This is a genomic window from Planotetraspora mira (assembly GCF_016863275.1).
Classification (GTDB): domain Bacteria; phylum Actinomycetota; class Actinomycetes; order Streptosporangiales; family Streptosporangiaceae; genus Planotetraspora; species Planotetraspora mira.
Genome location: NZ_BOOO01000033.1, coordinates 71,525 through 89,615, shown reverse-complemented (window position 1 = coordinate 89,615; position 18,091 = coordinate 71,525). Strand labels below are relative to the sequence as shown.

The window sequence follows — 18,091 nt, the reverse complement described above, 5'->3', positions numbered from 1 at the left end:
TGTCCGGCCGGGCGGCTCCCTGACATCCCCTGCCCATCCCGACAGAGGTGTTCATGCCCATGCTCCCACGCGTCCTCGGCGGCATCCTCGCCCTCCTGCTCATCGTCTCGTTCGCTCCCCCCGTGGCGGCCGCCTCCGGTCCCGTCGAGATCGTCTCCACGACCCGCGATCCCGGCTACCGGGAGACGGGCGTCTGGACTCAGGCTCAGCGCACCGGCCTCCTCGGCGGCACGACCCGCTTCACCAGGCAGGTCGGCGCCACCGCGGCGTGGATCGTCACGGCCCCCGCCGACGACGAGTACACGCTCGACGTCTGGATCCCCGCCTCCTCCGACGTCAACGATCCGGCCGTCACCTACACGTGGGGTGCGACCTCGGTGAAGGCGAATCAGGCCGCCTTCGGTGACGAGTGGCACACTCTCGGCACCGTCCGGCTGAGCCAGGGCGCCTCGCTCACTCTCACGGTGACCGCCAAGACGGCCGGCAAGGTGACCCGCGCGGATGCCGTACGGCTACACTCCAGCCGGCCGACCCAGGACGTGCTGGTCAACCAGAGCGGCTACGACCTGACCGGGCCGAAGCGGTTCACCGCCCCGCGCGCCGCCGACGGCGACACCTTCACCGTCACTCGCGAGGGCTCCGCCGAGGTCCTGTTCCACGGCACGGTGCAGGGCGGAGTGGGCGACTTCACCGCCTTCCAGCCGGCGAGCGCCGGGCCGTACGTAGTCAGCGTCACGGGCGTCATCGGCGCGGGCACCTCGCATCCGTTCGGCATCGGGCCCTACTGGACATACCGGGTGGCAATCCAGCGCGCGGTGGACTTCATGGTGCAGTCGCGCTGCGCGAACGGCGACGCCACCAAGCTGGTCTTCACCGATCCGGCGGGTGACCACTGCAACCGCGGCAACACCGGAGTCGCATGGCGGGACGACCACCAGTTCTCCTTCACCCTCCAGGGCCTCATCGAGCTCTACCTGTCCAACCCCGACGCGTTCACCCGAGCGCCGGGCACCGGTCGCTACGACGGGCTGGCGATCTCCACGACGCCGGACGCGCCGGAGATCGTCAAGCTGATCAACTGGGGCGTGGACCTCTACCTGCAGGGGAAGGTGAACCACACCCTGCTCAAGGAACAGCTGGCCTGGTTCGTGTACGCCTATCCGCACCTGTCGAGATGGATCCCCCGCGAGCAGTACCTCAAGGCCCGCGACCACCTCGTGGCGACCTGGTCGGATGCCGCGCGTGACCGGTGGAACTGGTACGACATCCCCCACAGCGCCGACCTGTTCCAGACCTACACCGTCATCGGCACGGGCAAGGGCCAGTTGCCGCCGGGCCACTCGATCGTGCCGAACCTCATGATGTACGAGGTGGCCGAGCGTGACGGGCTGGCCGGCGCGCAGCGGTATCTCGACGCCGCCCGCGCCCAGGTGGACTGGCTGGTGGCGAACCTGGACTGGGACGACCCTGCCACGACCAAGGGCCAGCGGATGAACGAGCACGTCACCATGGAGTCGCTGGCCTACTATGCCGAGCGGTTCCCCTCCCCCGCGCTGGCGGCCAAGATCGGGCAGTGGGCGGATGTGGCCATCGCCCGCTCCCAGAACATGTGGGATTTCCGGAAATATTCAGACACGTTGTGGATCATCCCGGAGTACAACGAGCCGGGGAATGTCGCGGGCCTGCCCGCCGCGGCCCTCGCGGCGGCCCGGGTGATCGAGGATCCGGCGAAGCAGGCGGCTCTGCGCCGCATCGCAGCCGGGCAGATCGACCACGTCTTCGGCCGCAATCCCGCCGACGCCCATTTCTCGCACGACGCCGCCACCGCTGGAGGGTTCGAGGGAGTTGAGCGCGGCTGGCCCAAGGAGTACCCGCCCGGCAGCGGAGCCGGCGAACTCGAGGAGGTCCAGGGAGTGCTGGACGGGTCACCCAAGGAGGCGTCCTACCCGTACAACCCGGAGGCCGACCTCGGCTACGCCGAAGGCTGGGTGGCCTTCAACACCGCCTGGAACTCTAGCCTCGCCCAATTGTCCGTCGACCAGACGGCGGTGAGCGCCTCCGGCTCCGTCTCCGGACTCGCCCCCGACGTGGTCGCCCCCGCCGACACGATCGACGTACGGCTCCGCGCACCACTCAACCTCGACGCGTCCGCACCCGAACACGGCACGGTGACGATCCGCACCTCTGGCGGCGACGAGGAGGATGTGCGGGTCACTGAGACCGGGCCCAGCGCCCTGGACTTCACCGGCCAGATCAGCGCCCTCCCCGGGGAAACGCGGGAAGGCGACGGCGTGCTGCAACTCAGGCCCGGCGACACCGTGACCGTCTCCTACGGCCTCGACGCCTTCGCCGCCACCACCACGCTCCACGTCACTCCCGCACGCTGACGGTTCGTTTTCACATTGACCGCACGACCCGACCACACATCGACGAAACGGAGGCTCACACTCATGGCTGACGTCCGCTGGCGACTGGCGGCGCGCGTGGTGGCGGACCGGGTGATCGGCATCGTCCGCGCCCCCTCGCCAGAGGACGCGATCTCGTACGGCTCTCGCCTCCTGGCGGCGGGGCTCGGCTCGGTCGAGGTCTCGCTCGTGACGCCGGGCGCGCTCGCCGCGATCCGGCGGCTGACGGCCCTCGCGCCCGGGCGAGAGACCGAGGGGTCCGCCCCGATGATCGGCGCCGGCACGGTGCTCGACGGGCATCAGGCGGTGCTCGCCATCGAGGCCGGCGCGAGGTTTCTTGTGTGCCCCGCCCTGAGCACCAAGGTGATCAGGGCGGGACACCGCCATGGCGTACCCGTCGTGGCCGGAGCCGCGACCCCGACCGAGATCGTCTCGGCGCTCGAGGCGGGAGCCGACCTGGTGAAGCTGTTCCCCGCCTCGCAGAGCTCCCCGAGTACTCTGCGCGATGTCCTTCAGGCGCTGCCGTACGCCCCGCTCGTCCCGACCGGCGGCGTCACCATGACGTCCGCCCCAGGATGGATCGGCGCCGGAGCCGTCGCCGTCGGCATGGGCGGCGAACTCGTCCGGGCCGATCCCGGTGACATCCGCATCTTCCTGGAGACCCTCCGCCACCCGGCCTCCATCTAGCCCCGTCCGACGGCGACGACGCCTGGCGGAGTACCTGACACTCCCGCTCGGCGTCATCGATCCGGAGGCGGATCTCAGCGGCCGAGACGCGCCCTGGCGTCCTCGACGTCCATGCCGTGGAGCCTGAGCAGGTTCTCCCCGAGGATCTTGCGCTTGGCCTGCTCGGTGAGCTGCGGGTAGCCGTACCCGTCGCAGAGGTCCTGGGGGATCTGGAAGTCCTTGAAGGCGCGAAGCGCCCACTGCGGATGGAAGATCGGGGCCTCCGACCCATAGATGATCTTGTCTTCCCCGCACCAGAAGAGCAGCTTGCCCATGATCTCGGCGAACATCCTGGGCGCGCGGACGACGAAGTTGATCGTCGCCGCCAGCGACGCGTACAGGTTGGGGTAGCGGATGAGCTGCCAGCAGGTCTCGTCCAGGAACGGCAGCCCGACGTGGAAGATGACGAAGTTGATGTCGGGGAAGTTGGCCGCCGCGCCGTCCATGTCCCAGGTCTGGGTGTGCTCGATCGGCTGCGGGCCGAGCGGGACACCCTTGTGCACGCCGATGAGGTTGATCCCGAGCTCCTGCGCCTTCTCGAAGATCGGGAAGGCGATGCGCGGGTCGTCCATCCGCCACGGGTACGGCGAGCCGTAGTCGTAGCGGACGTTGTAGAGCTTGAACGCGCGGGCGCCGAACTCGCCCACCTGGCGTTCCATCAGGTCGAGCGCCTTGCGGCCCTCGAGGGGGTTGATCGTGCCCCAGAAGACGGTCCGGTCGGGGTCCCGCGCGGCGAGCTCGGCGCACTCCGTCCACGGCGACAGCCCGTCGTGGTAGAGGTCGGTGAGCGGCAGGGGCATCGCGACGAGCATGTCGGTGTCGGACTCCTCGTAGACCATCCGCCGGATGTCCTCGATCGTCCACTGGCGCAGGAACTCCTCCGGCGGCAGCTTGGTCTCGCCCTCCGGGGTGAGGGCGTTGTGAAAGGCGTAGAGATGGTTGGAGAACATCTCGCCCGGCTTGCCGAACGCGTTCTTGGCCTCGAAGTTGAACACGTGCGCGACACTGTCGAACACGAACGCGTCGTCGATCATGACAGCTCCTCCAGGATGTAGGCCTCCCGGTCCTGGACCTTCGAGGGGGGCGGCAGGAAACGCAGGATTCGAGCGGCGCGCGGGGAGAGCCGGTCGACGGTCCAGGCCTCGTCCCAGACGACCTCGACATCGGCGTCCTCGATGCCGGGCTGGGCGGCGATCTTCTCGCGCACCTCGGTGAGGACCCGGGCGGCGAAGGGACACCAGCCCGAGGTCAGCAGCAGTTCGACCCGGGCCCGGCCATCGGCGACCTCGACGGACCTGACCAGGCCCATCTCCACCACCGAGATGCCCTTCTCCTTGCAGCACGGGTCGAACACCTCGGCGAGCGCCTCACTCGCCCACGGCGGTATCTGTGACATGGCCCCATCGTGTGACGGAGGCGCGGCGGGCGGTAGCCGCGGAATTTCAGATGGCGCACACCACGGGTATTCCGTGCGCTACCGGGCCGGGACATGCTGTGAGGATGGCCGACACCGCGCCCAGCGACCTGATCCGCAGCGTCTCCCGCGCTCTGCGTGTGCTGGAGCAGGTCACTCGGTCGGAACGCCCGCTGACGGTGAAGGCGCTGGCCCGGCGTTGCGGGCTCAACCTGTCCACGACCTACCACCTCGTCAGGACGCTCTCCTACGAGGGTTACCTCACCCGGTGCCCGAGCGGCGAGTACACCATCGGACCGCAGATCGCCGAGCGCTTCCACGAGCTGATCGGAGCCTTCCACCGGCCGCCCCGCGCCTCGGCCGTGCTGCATCATCTGGCCTCGGCCACCGGGCACACGGCCTACCTCGCCCGGCTCTCCCACGGACGACTCTTCATCCTCGACGTGGCCGAGGGGCCCAGATCCCCCTGGCTGGAGGACCTGCAGGCCGGGCTCGAGACCGCTCCCCACGCGACGGCGCTCGGCAAGGCGCTGCTCCTCACGCTCTCGCCCGGCACGCGGCGGAGCATCCTGGCCGAGTACGGCATGCGCCCGTTCACCTCCACCACGCCGACCAGCCTCGAAGATCTGGAGGCCGAGTTGTCCGGTCTCCACCCGGGTGAGCTCGTGGAGGAGCACGGGCAGTTCCGCGACACCGTGGCGTGCGCCGGCGTCGCCGTCCCTGACGGCGACAGAGGCACCTGCCTGGCCGTGGGCATCTCCACCCGCGGCCTCGATCTTCCCGATCTCGCGGTGTCGCACCTCCGCCAGGCCGCCGCCGACCTCCGGATGGCCGACACAGACTGAGCCGCCCGGGCAGGTCACGGGCCCGAGTGGACGGCCGGGGGCCCGAGCGGACGGCCTGCCCCGATGCGGACGCCCAGGCCGATGAACGCGGGCGGGCTCCATGGGGTAGGGATCCGATCGTCACCCATCGATCCGAGGGTGCCCTGGAGGTCACGGACGACATGGGCGCCACGTTGCGAGAGCTTCGGCGGCTCGCGGAGCAGACGCCGCCGTCGCGGGAGCGGTTCGCCGACCTGCTGCGAGGGCTGTCGATCCTGGCCGTGGTCCTGGGCCACTGGCTGGTGACGGTGGTCGGCTACGACCGGCACCGGGAGTTGGTCGGGCGGTCGGCGCTGCCCGACCTGCCGTGGGCTCATCCGCTCACCTGGGTCTTCCAGGTCTTGCCGGTGTTCTACTTCGTCGGCGGGTACGCCAACGCGGTCTCGCTGAGCAGGCACCGCGGCCGAGGCGGGGACACGACCGAGTGGCTGCTCAACCGGAGCGGCCGGCTGATCCGGCCGACCACCGCCCTGGTCCTGGTGATGGCCGGGGGTGCGCTCGCCGCCCACCTGACCGGCGCCGATCCCGCCCGGGTGCGCCTGGTGGTGTGGTTCGCCTCGATCCCGCTGTGGTTCCTGGTGGTCTACCTGATCGTCATCGTCCTCACCCCGCCGATGTACGCCCTGCACCGCCGCTACGGGTTGCGGGTCCCGCTGGTGCTGGTCGGCCTCGTCGCCCTCGGCGACGTCGCCCGTCTCCTCGGTGCGGCGTCCTGGGGCGTCGGCAACTTCCTGTTCGGCTGGCTGGCCATCCACCAGATGGGCTTCGCCTGGCGGGAGGGGCTGCTGCCCGCCCGTCCCCGAGTGGGGGTGCCGATGCTGCTCGGCGGAATCGGCGCGCTGCTGCTGCTCACCCTGGCCGGCCCCTACCCGATCAGCATGATCAATGTGCCGGGTGAGCGGCTGCACAACATGTCGCCTCCGAGCCTGGCCCTGCTCGCCGTCGCCGCCTCCCAGTTCGGGGCGATCCTGCTGCTGCGGGACCGGGCGGAGCGGTGGCTGCGGGGGCCGCGACCGTGGATGGCGGTGGTCGCCGTCAACACGGTGATCCTGACGATCTTCCTCTGGCACGTCACCGCCGCGATCCTGGTCACCTTCGTCCTGCACACCGCCGGCGCCCTGCCCACGCCCGAGGTCGGCTCGGCAGGCTGGCTGGCCTGGCGGATCCCCCTGCTGATCCTGTGCGCCTGCGGGCTCATGCCGCTGGTCGCGATCTTCGGGCCGATCGAGGTCCGCAGCGCCCGCCGTCCCGCCACGCGCCGGCCCTGGATTCCGGCCGGCCTCGCCCGGGCGGCGAACCACCCGGTGGCCCGCCTGGTGCTCGCCCTGGCGGGGTTCGCCGGGGTCGTCTCCGCCCTTCTCGGCAACAGCCTGCTGCCCAGCACCAGTCCGACCGTGTTCGGCCTGCCGACGGCCGCCCTGATCGCGTATCTCGCCGGCGCGGCGGTGCTGCGCCTTCTGCGGTCGGCACCACCCGACGTGCCGCGCCTTCTGCGGTCGACACCACCCGACGTGCCGCACCGATGAAACGACTCAGGCTTCCCTGTCCCACTCGGGCTGGAGTCAGGCGTCGCCGGCGAGGAGCCCGGCCAGGACAGGATGCGCACGGCCCGGATCGATCGTGACGATGGCGTATTCCGCCACCCCGGCCAGGACGAACGGGTCCTCGGCGACGATCCGCCCCGCCGAGGCCCGGTCGATCCCGTGAGCCACGATCGCGCCGCCCTGTGCCGTCGGCACCGTCTGGCCGGACACCAGGAACGTGCCCTCCCGGTGATGACGCTCCAGGAACCTCACGTGCGCGGCGACGTGCGGTTCCGCGTCCTGTTCCGACCCCCGATAGCTCAGGAGCAGCAGATGTAACACCCGTGCCTCCGGCCTGCGGGCTAGAGTCGCGCGGCGAAGATGGCGGTGATCAGGATGGCCTTCGCGCCGATCTCCCAAAGCTGGTCCATCACCTGCTGGTGGCCCTTGCGCGGGATCATGGCGCGGACGGCGACCCAGCCCTCGCGGTGGAGCGGGGAGACCGTCGGCCCCTCCATTCCGGGAGTGATCGCGATGGCCTCGTCGATGCGCTCGGCCCGGATGTCATAGTCGATCATGACGTAGTCCCGGGCCACGAGCACGCCCTGCAGACGCCGGATCAGCTGCTGGAAGCCGTTCGTCTCCGCCGCGCCGGACTGCTTGATCACGATGGCCTCGGAGTGGGCGATCGGCTCGCCGAAGACCTCCAGGCCGACGTTGCGCAGGGTGGTGCCCGTCTCCACCACGTCGGCGACCGCGTCGGCGACGCCCAGCCGGATCGCGGTCTCCACGGCGCCGTCCAGCTTGATCACCCGGGCGTCGATGCCCTGGTCGGCGAGGTACTTGCCCAGCAGGCCGGCGTACGACGTGGCGATCCGCAGCCCGGAGAGGTCGTTGACGCTGCTGTAGGTCGCGGGAGTCGAGGCGAAACGGAACGTCGACCGGCCGAAGCCCAGTGGCACGACCTCCTCGGCCGGGGCACCGGAGTCGAACAACATGTCGCGGCCGGTGATGCCGGCGTCGAGGGTGCCCTCGCCGACGTAGACGGCGATGTCACGAGGGCGCAGGAAGAACAGCTCGATGGAGTTCTCGGGGTCGACGACCACGAGTTCCTTGGAGTCTCTGCGCGGCCGGTATCCGGCCTCTTTCAGCATGGTCTGGGCGGCATCGGTGAGCGCGCCCTTGTTCGGTACGGCTAGACGCAGCATGGCGTGAGGTGAACCTTTCGGAATCGGGATGGACCAAGGTCAGAAGCAGATGGCCGCGATCACGCGGCTACAGATGCTTGTAGACCTGGTCGAGCCCGATGCCACGCGCCAGCATGAGGACCTGGACGTGATAGAGCAGCTGCGAGATCTCCTCGGCAGCCCGGTCGGCCGACTCGTGCTCGGCCGCCATCCAGCTCTCGGCGGCCTCCTCCACGATCTTCTTCCCGATGGCATGGACACCGGCGTCCAGGGCGGCGACGGTCCCCGACCCCGGGGGCCGGGTTCGCGCCTTCTCGGCCAGCTCGGCGTACAGCTCTTCGAACGTCTTCATGATCTCTCTCGGATCGTCGGGCGTGCCTGTCCAGGGTATCCGCCGCATGGACGCATCGAGGTCAGTCACGCCTGGGGCGCGTCGCGCCCGCCGCCTCCGCGGGCCCGTGCCGTACGGCGTGGGCGGTTCCGGGACTCAGCCGAAGAGCTCGCGGGCGATCCCCTTGCGGCCCCCAACCTCACCCGTGATCATGCACACATTCGTGAAAACGTGGTCCCAGCAGGGCGAACTCCAAGCGTGATCATGCGCACATTCGGCTATCCGCCGTACGACCAGCGGAAACGCAAAACGTGATCATGCACGCGCTATTGCGTGCATGATCACGTTAGGCAAAACCGCAGATCAGGACCCAGCCACAAGAATCCGTGCATGATCACGAATCAAGAACGGCCAGCTCAGACCCTCATCTTCCGAACCTGTGCATGATCACGATCGGAATCGGGCCAGCTCAGCGACCCGATTTCCGAACTTGTGCATGATCACGCCGAAGCGTGGTCACGGCGAGGGGGACGACGGTCGGAACGGGGGGCGGGGCCCTCCGACGACCTGGGCCGCTCGCCCTGGTAACGGGCGCGGGAGTCACCGCGGGAGTCACCGCGGGAGTCACCGGTGGCCGGGCCACGGCGCCTGTCTCCCTGGAGCCCACGGTTGTCGCCCTGACGGTCTCCACGGAACCCGCCATTCCCGCCACGGGAATCGTCACGACGCTCGGCCGGCCGGTCGTCGCGCCGCTCTCCGCGCCCCTCCGACGGCCTGTCGCGGAACCGGCCGCGGGTCTCGCCCACGCTGCCGGCCGACTCGTCGCGCCGACGGGCCGGCCTGGCCTCGCCGGGACGGCCGTCCCGGTCTCGGCGCTCGCCGAATCGGCCACGCCGACGCTCGCCGCCCGCGTGGTCGGCCTTGGCCCGCAGGGGCTTGCGCACGTCCGGCTCCCACACGGGGATCGACTCGCCACTGGGCCGGCGGGCGCCGGCGATGTCGGCGAGCACGGGGTCGCCGGGCGTGACGCGGTGCCGGGAAGCGTTGATGCCCGCCCGGCGGGCCATCTGCTCGGTCGAACGGCGCTCGTTCGGCATGACCAGGGTCAGGACGCTGCCCCGCTCGCCCGCACGGGCCGTACGGCCGCCGCGGTGCAGGTAGCTCTTGTGGTCGGCCGGCGGGTCGACGTGGAGGACGAGGCTGACGTCGTCCACGTGGATGCCGCGGGCGGCGACGTCGGTGCAGACGAGCACCTTGATGTTGCCCTCGCGGAACTCGCCCAGGATCCGGGTGCGCTGGTTCTGCCGCTTGCCGCCGTGCAGGCCGCCGGCCCGGACGCCGACGCGCGCCAGTTGCTTCACGACCCGGTCGACGCCGTGCTGGGTGCGGACGAACAGGATCGTCCGGCCGTCGCGGTTGGCGATCTCCGCCGTCACGTCGACCTTGTCGTCACGGTGGACCTGGACGAGGTGGTGCTCCATGGTCTCGACCGACGAGGTCGCCGGGTCGAGGGAGTGCGTGATCGGGTCGGTGAGGAACGCCCGCACGAGCTTGTCGACGTCGCCGTCCAGCGTGGCGGAGAACAGCAGCCGCTGGCCGTTGGCGGGCGTCTTGGCGAGGATCGAGCTCACCACGGGATAGAAGCCGAGGTCGCACATGTGGTCGGCCTCGTCGAGGACGCTGATCTCGATGTCCTCCAGGGAGCACTCTCCCTGCTCCATGAGGTCGGTCAGCCGTCCGGGCGTGGCGACGACGATCTCGACGCCGCGGCGCAGCGCCTCGATCTGCCTGCCCATGGACATGCCGCCCACGACCGTCTTGACGCGCAGCGACAGGCCGCGGGCCAGCGGTTCGAGCGCGTCGGCCACCTGGAGGGCCAGTTCGCGGGTGGGGACCAGGACGATGGCGCGGGGGCGCCTCGGGAGCGCCCGCTCACCGGCGATCCTGGTCATGGTGGGAAGCCCGAAGGCCAACGTCTTGCCGGAGCCGGTCTGGCCACGGCCGAGGACGTCGCGCCCATCGAGGATGTCGGGGATGGCCGCGCTCTGGATGGGGAACGGCGCGGTGATGCCCTGACGGGCCAGCCCCGCCACGAGCGGCTTGGGCAACCCGAGCTGAGCGAAGTCGGCTCGGGTGACCTCCGCCTCCGCGGCGTCGGTGATCTCGGGCAGGCCGGGGTCGAGCATGGTCACGAAATCGTGCCTTTCATCGAAGGTGACGTGTCGGAACACGGGGGCGCGTCACTTCTGCGAAAGGACGAGCCAGGGCAAGTACGGCGGCGCCGTACCTCGTTCAGGACGTGAGGGAGCGACTCCCACTCGGCGGAACTCCGGGAGTTTCTCCCGGGCGGACTTGACGTCCGGCTCTTCCGGTCATCAGTCCTTGGCACGTAGGGTCTCGTGCCGTTCAGCAGCGTCACGCGGTCGTCGCGTCTGGTGATCCAACGCTGATCTTTCCGCGAGTCTACCCGAACACGGCCGACTCGCGATCATCAGTGATGCCGGTGTCCCCGCAGATGTATCGGTCCTCACGAAAGGACTTCACGGACACCGGGCTCCGTCACATCGGGCAAGCAGCCCAGGAAAGTAACGAAACCATCAGAAAAGCATCAACTGCTCGCTAGCTTACATCATTCCCGGAAGCCTCTGGGGACACGCGGGTTTCCGGGATCACGCCGGGCCGTCCGGCGTTCACCGGACGGCCGGACGGACATCAGACGTTGAACCCCAGCATGCGAAGCTGGTCACGGCCGTCGTCGGTGATCTTGTCGGGGCCCCACGGCGGCAGCCACACCCAGTTGATCACGACGCCGGAGACCAGGTCGGCCAGGGCCGAGTTGGCCTGGTCCTCGATGACGTCGGTCAGCGGGCAGGCCGCGCTGGTCAGCGTCATGTCGATCGTCGCGACCGGGCGCTGGCCCTCACCCGCGGCGTCGAGGTTCAGCCCGTAGATCAGGCCGAGGTCGACGACGTTGATCCCGAGTTCGGGGTCGACGACGTCCCTCAGCGCCTCCATGACGTCGTCAGGGGAGGTCTCCCCGTCGTACGCCGGAGCCGGGCTCGTCGGCGTCTCTGTCGGCTTGCTCACGTCGTCTCCTCACCTCGCGGCTCCCCCGCACCCCGTGCCGGGCCGCCGCCTTCACTACCTTGGGGAACACCTTGGGGAACGCCCGCGCCCACGTGCCACCCGGATCGGGTGACGCCGTCGGCGCCGGTACGGCAGGTCATGCCTGGCTCCTCACCAGGGCGTCCTTGTAGGCCATCCAGGCCAGCAGGGCGCACTTCACCCGGGCGGGGAACTTCGCCACGCCGGCGAAGGCCACCGCGTCGCCGAGCACGTCCTCGTCGGCCTCGACCTGGCCCCGGCCCTGCATCAGCCGGGTGAACTCGTCGACCACGGACAGGGACTCGTGCACGGTCGACCCCGTGGCCAGCTCGTGGAGCACCGACGCCGCGGCCTGGCTGATCGAACAGCCCTGGCCGTCGTAGGACACGTCGAGCACCTTGCCGCCGTCGCCCAGCTTGACCCGCATGGTGACCTCGTCACCACAGGTCGGGTTCACGTGGTGGACTTCCGCGTCGTACGGCTCACGCAGCCCCCTGCCCTGAGGGTGCTTATAGTGCTCCAGGATCAGCTCCTGGTACATGGATTCAGCGATCATGGTTCTAGCCGAACACCTTCTGCACGTGGTGGAGGCCGCGGACCAGTGCGTCGATCTCGGCCGTCGTGTTGTACAGGTAGAAAGACGCCCGCGTGGTCGCTGGAATTCCGAACCGGAGATGCAGCGGGCGGGCGCAGTGATGGCCTACCCGGACCGCGATGCCGTACACGTCGTCGAGGATCTGCCCGACATCGTGCGGGTGGATCCCCTCCATCGTGAACGAGACCGTGCCGCCACGGGCGACCACGGTGCGAGGACCGATGATCCTGAGCCCGTTGACCTCCTGCAACGCGTCGAGCGCGTAGCCGGTGAGCTCCTTCTCGTGCTGCTTGATCTCCTCCATGCCGACGGAGGTGAGGTAGTCCACCGCCGCGCCGAGGCCGACGGCCTCCACGATCGGCGGCGTCCCGGCCTCGAACTTGTGCGGCACGGGCGCGTAGGTCGAGTGGTCCATCCAGACCGCCTCGATCATCTCGCCTCCGCCCAGGAACGGCGGCATGGCGTCGAGCAGTTCCCGGCGCCCCCACAGGACGCCGATCCCCGAGGGGCCGACCATCTTGTGCCCGGTGAAGGCCACGAAGTCGACACCGAGCTCGGCCACGTCGACCGCCTGATGCGGCACCGACTGCGAGGCGTCGAGCATCATCAGCGCGCCGACCTCGCGGACTCTGGCCAGGATCGGCGACTCCGAGTTGACCGTGCCCAGGACGTTCGACTGGTGCACGATCGAGACGATCTTCGTCCGCTCGGTGACCAGCTCGTTGAGACCCTCGATGTCCAGACGGCCCTCGTCGGTGACGGGGAACCAGCGCAGCGTCGCGCCGGTGCGCTGCGCGAGCAGCTGCCACGGCACGATGTTGGAGTGGTGCTCCATCTCGCTGATGACGATCTCGTCGCCGGGACCGACCTTGAACCGTTCGTCGGTGTTGATCGGGTTGCCGAAGGCGTACGCCACGAGGTTGATGCTCTCGGAGGCGTTCTTGGTGAAGATCACCTCGTCGCGCGACGGCGCTCCGATGAAGGCGGCGATCTTGTCCCGGGCGCCTTCGTACGCCTCGGTGGACTCGCTGCCCAGGGCGTGCAGGGCGCGGCCGACGTTGCCGTAGTGCTGTGCCAGGTGCTCACGCATGGTCTCGATCACCAGCGTGGGCTTCTGCGAGGAGTTGCCGGAGTCGAGATAGACCAGCGGGCGGCCGCCGGGCAGCTCGCGGGACAGGATCGGGAAGTCCTTCCTGATCCTCTCCACGTCGAAAGGCGCCGCGCTGGTCATCAGGCCGACGCCTTCGTGTACGCCTCGTAGCCCTCGTTCTCCAGCTTCTCGGCCAGCTCGGGACCACCCTCCTCGACGATCCGGCCGGCGGCGAAGACGTGGACGAAGTCCGGCTTCACGTAGCGCAGGATGCGGGTGTAGTGGGTGATCAGCAGCACGCCGGTGTCGACGCCGGAGCCGGTGTCCGCACCCGACGCGTCGAGACCGCGGAACCGGTTGATGCCCTCGGAGACGACGCGCAGGGCGTCGACGTCGAGGCCGGAGTCGGTCTCGTCGAGGATGGCGATCTTCGGCTTGAGCAGCTCGAGCTGGAGGATCTCGTGGCGCTTCTTCTCACCGCCGGAGAAACCCTCGTTGGTGTTGCGCTGGGCGAACGCGGGGTCGATGGACAGCGCGTCCATGCCCGCCTTCAGGTCCTTGGCGAACTCGCGCAGCTTGGGCGCCTCGCCGCGGACCGCGGTGATCGCGGAGCGCAGGAAGTTCGACACGCTGACGCCCGGCACCTCGACGGGGTACTGCATGGCCAGGAACAGGCCGGCCCGGGCACGCTCGTCGACCTTCATCTCGAGCAGGTCCTCACCGTCGAGCAGGACCGTTCCGGACGTGATGGTGTATTTCGGATGACCGGCGAGCGCGTAGGCGAGGGTCGACTTGCCGGAGCCGTTGGGCCCCATGATGGCGTGGGTCTCTCCCGAGCGGACGGTCAGGTCGACGCCGCGCAGGATCTCCTTGTCGCCGACGGCGACATGCAGGTCACGAATCTCAAGGGTGGGCACTTGATTACTCCTTCGAGAGCGAGACGTACACGTCGTCGCCTTCGATCTTGACTCGGTAGACGTTCACGGGCTTGGTGGCGGGAGGGCCGGTGGGCTTGCCGGTCCGCAGGTCGAAGCAGGAGCCGTGCAGCCAGCATTCGAGGGTGTGGTCGTAGACCTCTCCCTCGCTCAGCTTGACCTCGGCGTGCGAGCAGACGTCGTGCAGGGCGAAGACCTCGTCACCGGTGCGCGCGAGCGCGACCGGGACCCCGTCGACCTCCACGCCGATGGCACCCTCGTCGGGGATGTCGCCGGCCTGGCAGACCTTCTCCCAGCGCTCGCCGTGAACGGCGTCGGCGTCTGCTCGTGCGCCGGTCATCGCGCCAGCTCCGCCTCGACGGCGGCGAGGACGCGCTCGCGGATCTCCTCGACCTCGATCTTCTCGAGAAGCTGGGCGAAGAATCCGTGGATGACCAGGCGGCGCGCCTCATCGAACGGGATGCCCCGCGCCTGCAGGTAGAAGACCTGCTCATCGTCGAGGCGGCCGGATGCCGACGCGTGGCCGGCGCCGGCGACCTCGCCGGTGAGGATCTCCAGGTTGGGCACCGAGTCGGCGCGGGCGCCGTCGGTGAGGATGAGGTTCCGGTTGAGCTCGTAGGTGTCGGTGCCCTCGGCCTCCGCCCGGATGATCACGTCGCCGATCCAGACCGCGTGGGCGTCCTCGCCCTGCAGCGCGCCCTTGTAGGTCACGTTGCTGCGGCAGTTCGGCACCGTGTGCTCCACGAGGAGGCGGTGCTCCAGGTGCTGCCCGGCGTCCACGAAGTAGAGACCGGTCAGGTCGGCGTCGCCGCCGGGAGCGGTGTACGACACCGAGGGCGACAGCCGTACGACGTCGCCTCCGAGGGTCACCACGAACGAGCGGAACGTCGCGTCCTTGGCGAGCTGGGCGTGGTGGTGCGAGACGTGGACGGCGTCGTCGTCCCAGTCCTGCAGGCTGACGACCTTCAGCGTGGCGCCGTCGCCGATGACGAACTCGACGTTGTCGGCGTACACCGCGCTGCCACCGTGGTCGAGGACCACGACGGCCTCCGCCATGGCCTCCACCTTCACCACGATGTGGCCGTACGCCGCACCGTCGCCGGAGCCGCGGAGGGTGATCACCGACGGCCGCGAGGCCACGGCCTCGCGCGGGACGGTGATGACCGTCGCCTTCTCGAACGACGCGTAGGCCTGCGCGCTGATCCGGTCGGCGGGCACGTACGCCTTGCCGATCCGGACGTCGTCGCGGCCCACGGTCTCCACGGTCACCTCGGGGGCGGCGTCGACGGTGACGTCGACGGTGCCCGAGGCGGCCGCCGTGCCGTTGTGCAGGCCCTTGAGGCGGGAGAGCGGGGTGAACCGCCACTCCTCCTCACGGCCGGTCGGCACGTCGAAGTCGGCCACGTTGTACGACGAACGCTCGTGCAGCGTCGACAGCGGCTTCGTTTCGAGACCCATCAGCCGACGGCTCCTTCCATCTGCAGCTCGATGAGGCGGTTCAGCTCAAGCGCGTACTCCATCGGGAGCTCGCGGGCGATCGGCTCGACGAACCCGCGGACGATCATCGCCATCGCCTCGTCCTCGTTCATGCCGCGGCTCATCAGGTAGAACAGCTGGTCCTCCGACACCTTCGAGACCGTGGCCTCGTGGCCCATCGACACGTCGTCCTCACGGACGTCGACGTACGGGTAGGTGTCGGACCGGCTGATCTGGTCGACGAGCAGGGCGTCGCACTTGACGGTCGACGCCGAGCCGGCCGCGCCCTCCTCGATCTGCACGAGACCGCGGTAGGACGTCCGGCCGCCGCCGCGCGCGACGGACTTGGAGATGATCGTCGAGGAGGTCTTGGGCGCGAGGTGCACCATCTTGGCGCCCGCGTCCTGGTGCTGGCCCTCACCGGCGAAGGCGACCGACAGGGTCTCGCCCTTGGCGTGCTCGCCCATGAGGTAGACCGCCGGGTACTTCATCGTGACCTTGGAGCCGATGTTGCCGTCGATCCACTCCATGGTCGCGCCCTCGTACGCCACGGCGCGCTTGGTGACCAGGTTGTAGACGTTGTTCGACCAGTTCTGGATGGTCGTGTAACGGCAGCGGGCGCCCTTCTTCACGATGATCTCGACGACCGCCGAGTGCAGCGAGTCGGACGAGTAGATCGGCGCGGTGCAGCCCTCGACGTAGTGGACGTAGGAGTTCTCGTCCACGATGATCAGGGTCCGCTCGAACTGCCCCATGTTCTCGGTGTTGATCCGGAAGTAGGCCTGGAGCGGGATCTCGACGTTCACGTTCGGCGGCACGTAGATGAACGAGCCGCCCGACCAGGTGGCGGTGTTCAGCGAGGCGAACTTGTTGTCGCCCACCGGGATCACCGAGCCGAAGTACTCCTTGAAGAGCTCCTCGTGCTCCTTGAGGCCCGTGTCGGTGTCGACGAAGATGACACCCTTCTCCTCGAGGTCCTCACGGATCTTGTGATAGACGACCTCGGACTCGTACTGCGCGGCGACTCCGGCGATCAGGCGCTGCTTCTCCGCCTCCGGGATGCCGAGCTTGTCGTAGGTGCTCTTGATGTCGGCGGGCAGCTCGTCCCAGGAAGCGGCCTGCTTCTCGGTCGAGCGCACGAAGTACTTGATGTTGTCGAAGTCGATGCCCGTGAGGTCAGAGCCCCACGTGGGCATGGGCTTCTTCCTGAACAGCCGAAGGCCCTTGAGGCGCAGGTCGAGCATCCACTCCGGCTCGTTCTTGAGCGCGGAGATGTCTCGGACGACCTCTTCGGACAGGCCACGCCGGGCCGCGGCGCCTGCCGCGTCCGAGTCGGCCCAGCCGAACTTGTAATTCCCGAGGCCTTCCAGCTCCGGGCGGTCGGTGACAGTCACCTGCCGGACTCCTTGCTCGTCGATGTGCTCGATATCTGGGTTGGCGCCTGCCGTGCGGCCAGCGCGTGGGAACTCACATGGGTGGTGCAGACCCCGTCGCCGTTCGCGATGGTGGCCAGCCGTTGCACCGGCGTGCCGAGCAGTTGCCCGAAGGCCTCCGTCTCGGCCTCGCACAGCTGGGGGAACGCGGCGGCGACGTGCGCCACCGGGCAGTGGTGCTGGCAGAGCTGTTCCCCGCCCTGCCCCGTCTTCGTGGACGACGCGGCGTAGCCCTCGGCGGACAGCGCCTCGGCCAGCACGCGGACCCGCTGGTCGGCGGGGACCTCACGCATGAGCTGCTCGAGCCTGCTGACCAGACCGGAGATCTGCGCCTGCGCGAACTCCGACACCGCCTCGTCGCCCAGCCGCTCGGCCAGGAACCGCAGGGCGCTCCCCGCCAGGTCGTCGTAGGCGTGCACGAACGCGCTGCGGCCGTCGTCGGTGATCGCGAACAGCTTGGCCGGCCTGCCGCGGCCCCGCTGGCCGCGCGGCCGTGCCGTACGGGACTCGATCATGCCGTCGCAGAGCAGCGCGTCGAGGTGGCGGCGGACCGCCGCGGGCGTGAGGCCGAGCCTCTCGCCCAGGGACGCCGCGGTCACCGGACCGTGCTCCAGGATCAGCCTCGCGACCCGGGCGCGCGTGCCGCGCTCGGCCGTGATCTGGGCGGACACGCCGGGCCCGAGATGCACGGGGTTTCCCTGCCCCACGTCGGCCTGCGGCACGTCGGGGGTGGAAGTATGGGGCTGCGTACGCGCTGAGGGCACCACAGAAGGCCGCGGCACGGCGGTCTCCTCGGTGTTCGTCCTTGCGGGCACGTATTTCACAACATCAGTGTGCCGTAATTCCTTCCCGGACGACAAACCAAGAGGAAGACAAGAAGAATGCAATTTCTCACGCAGGTAAGGCTTACCTAACCTGCGAAGACGTACCGTGGAGCCCGTGCCGGACAGCCCGCCCGCAGATCATCAGGCGGGGCGGTACGCGATG

Annotated in this window: 18 protein-coding genes; 4 read left to right on the top strand and 14 right to left on the bottom strand. The window is 69.2% G+C overall.

What is annotated here, in order from left to right; genetic code table 11:
- Positions 1 to 59 precede the first annotated feature (59 nt).
- Positions 60 to 2,387: a golvesin C-terminal-like domain-containing protein gene (locus Pmi06nite_RS27285; protein ID WP_203955989.1), complete on the top strand. Its 2,328-nt coding sequence runs from the start codon at positions 60 to 62 to the stop codon at positions 2,385 to 2,387.
- Between the two features lie 63 nt (positions 2,388 to 2,450).
- A complete protein-coding gene (locus tag Pmi06nite_RS27280; RefSeq protein ID WP_203955988.1) occupies positions 2,451 to 3,092 on the top strand; it encodes a bifunctional 4-hydroxy-2-oxoglutarate aldolase/2-dehydro-3-deoxy-phosphogluconate aldolase in 642 nt (213 codons plus the stop codon).
- A 74-nt stretch (positions 3,093 to 3,166) separates the two neighbouring features.
- Here the strand turns inward: Pmi06nite_RS27280 and Pmi06nite_RS27275 are convergent, their stop codons facing one another.
- The gene (locus Pmi06nite_RS27275) at positions 3,167 to 4,165 is read right to left on the bottom strand and encodes an amidohydrolase family protein (RefSeq protein WP_203955987.1); all 999 of its coding nucleotides are present in this window, start codon (positions 4,163 to 4,165) and stop codon (positions 3,167 to 3,169) included.
- Positions 4,162 to 4,527, bottom strand: coding sequence for a metal-sulfur cluster assembly factor (locus Pmi06nite_RS27270; RefSeq protein WP_203955986.1), 366 nt, complete (start codon positions 4,525 to 4,527; stop codon positions 4,162 to 4,164). Before Pmi06nite_RS27270 ends, Pmi06nite_RS27275 begins: the two co-directional genes overlap by 4 nt.
- A 104-nt stretch (positions 4,528 to 4,631) precedes the next feature.
- Between Pmi06nite_RS27270 and Pmi06nite_RS27265 the strand changes: the two genes are divergently transcribed.
- Together Pmi06nite_RS27265 and Pmi06nite_RS27260 are read left to right on the top strand one after the other, a co-directional pair.
- Positions 4,632 to 5,390: an IclR family transcriptional regulator gene (locus Pmi06nite_RS27265; protein ID WP_203955985.1), complete on the top strand. Its 759-nt coding sequence runs from the start codon at positions 4,632 to 4,634 to the stop codon at positions 5,388 to 5,390.
- Positions 5,391 to 5,551: 161 nt separating this feature from the next.
- Entirely contained in the window at positions 5,552 to 6,955 is a 1,404-nt protein-coding gene (locus tag Pmi06nite_RS27260; RefSeq protein ID WP_203955984.1) for an acyltransferase family protein, read from the top strand.
- A 36-nt stretch (positions 6,956 to 6,991) separates the two neighbouring features.
- Here the strand turns inward: Pmi06nite_RS27260 and Pmi06nite_RS27255 are convergent, their stop codons facing one another.
- The 12 genes from Pmi06nite_RS27255 to Pmi06nite_RS27200 form a co-directional block, all read right to left on the bottom strand.
- Positions 6,992 to 7,294 (bottom strand): YciI family protein, encoded by a 303-nt coding sequence (locus tag Pmi06nite_RS27255; RefSeq protein ID WP_203955983.1) that lies wholly within the window; start codon positions 7,292 to 7,294, stop codon positions 6,992 to 6,994.
- Between the two features lie 20 nt (positions 7,295 to 7,314).
- A complete protein-coding gene (gene hisG, locus Pmi06nite_RS27250) occupies positions 7,315 to 8,160 on the bottom strand; it encodes an ATP phosphoribosyltransferase (protein ID WP_203955982.1) in 846 nt (281 codons plus the stop codon).
- A gap of 67 nt (positions 8,161 to 8,227) precedes the next feature.
- Complete coding sequence (locus tag Pmi06nite_RS27245) at positions 8,228 to 8,491, bottom strand: phosphoribosyl-ATP diphosphatase (protein ID WP_203886168.1); 264 nt, start codon at positions 8,489 to 8,491, stop codon at positions 8,228 to 8,230.
- A gap of 479 nt (positions 8,492 to 8,970) precedes the next feature.
- Entirely contained in the window at positions 8,971 to 10,656 is a 1,686-nt protein-coding gene (locus Pmi06nite_RS27240) for a DEAD/DEAH box helicase (protein WP_203956109.1), read from the bottom strand.
- A 526-nt stretch (positions 10,657 to 11,182) separates the two neighbouring features.
- Positions 11,183 to 11,557 (bottom strand): metal-sulfur cluster assembly factor, encoded by a 375-nt coding sequence (locus Pmi06nite_RS27235; RefSeq protein ID WP_239095063.1) that lies wholly within the window; start codon positions 11,555 to 11,557, stop codon positions 11,183 to 11,185.
- 136 nt (positions 11,558 to 11,693) lie between these two features.
- Entirely contained in the window at positions 11,694 to 12,131 is a 438-nt protein-coding gene (gene sufU / locus Pmi06nite_RS27230) for a Fe-S cluster assembly sulfur transfer protein SufU (RefSeq protein ID WP_203955981.1), read from the bottom strand.
- A gap of 4 nt (positions 12,132 to 12,135) precedes the next feature.
- Positions 12,136 to 13,401, bottom strand: coding sequence for a cysteine desulfurase (locus Pmi06nite_RS27225; protein WP_203955980.1), 1,266 nt, complete (start codon positions 13,399 to 13,401; stop codon positions 12,136 to 12,138).
- Positions 13,401 to 14,177 (bottom strand): Fe-S cluster assembly ATPase SufC, encoded by a 777-nt coding sequence (gene sufC, locus Pmi06nite_RS27220; protein ID WP_203955979.1) that lies wholly within the window; start codon positions 14,175 to 14,177, stop codon positions 13,401 to 13,403. Before sufC ends, Pmi06nite_RS27225 begins: the two co-directional genes overlap by 1 nt.
- A gap of 4 nt (positions 14,178 to 14,181) precedes the next feature.
- On the bottom strand, positions 14,182 to 14,535 hold the full coding sequence (locus tag Pmi06nite_RS27215; RefSeq protein ID WP_203955978.1) for a non-heme iron oxygenase ferredoxin subunit: 354 nt from the start codon (positions 14,533 to 14,535) through the stop codon (positions 14,182 to 14,184).
- Entirely contained in the window at positions 14,532 to 15,653 is a 1,122-nt protein-coding gene (gene sufD, locus Pmi06nite_RS27210) for a Fe-S cluster assembly protein SufD (protein WP_203955977.1), read from the bottom strand. The genes Pmi06nite_RS27215 and sufD overlap by 4 nt, the downstream gene beginning before the upstream one ends.
- Positions 15,653 to 17,065 (bottom strand): Fe-S cluster assembly protein SufB, encoded by a 1,413-nt coding sequence (gene sufB / locus Pmi06nite_RS27205; RefSeq protein ID WP_203955976.1) that lies wholly within the window; start codon positions 17,063 to 17,065, stop codon positions 15,653 to 15,655. The genes sufD and sufB overlap by 1 nt, the downstream gene beginning before the upstream one ends.
- A complete protein-coding gene (locus Pmi06nite_RS27200) occupies positions 17,062 to 17,811 on the bottom strand; it encodes a helix-turn-helix transcriptional regulator (protein WP_203956107.1) in 750 nt (249 codons plus the stop codon). Before Pmi06nite_RS27200 ends, sufB begins: the two co-directional genes overlap by 4 nt.
- Positions 17,812 to 18,091: the final 280 nt, after the last annotated feature.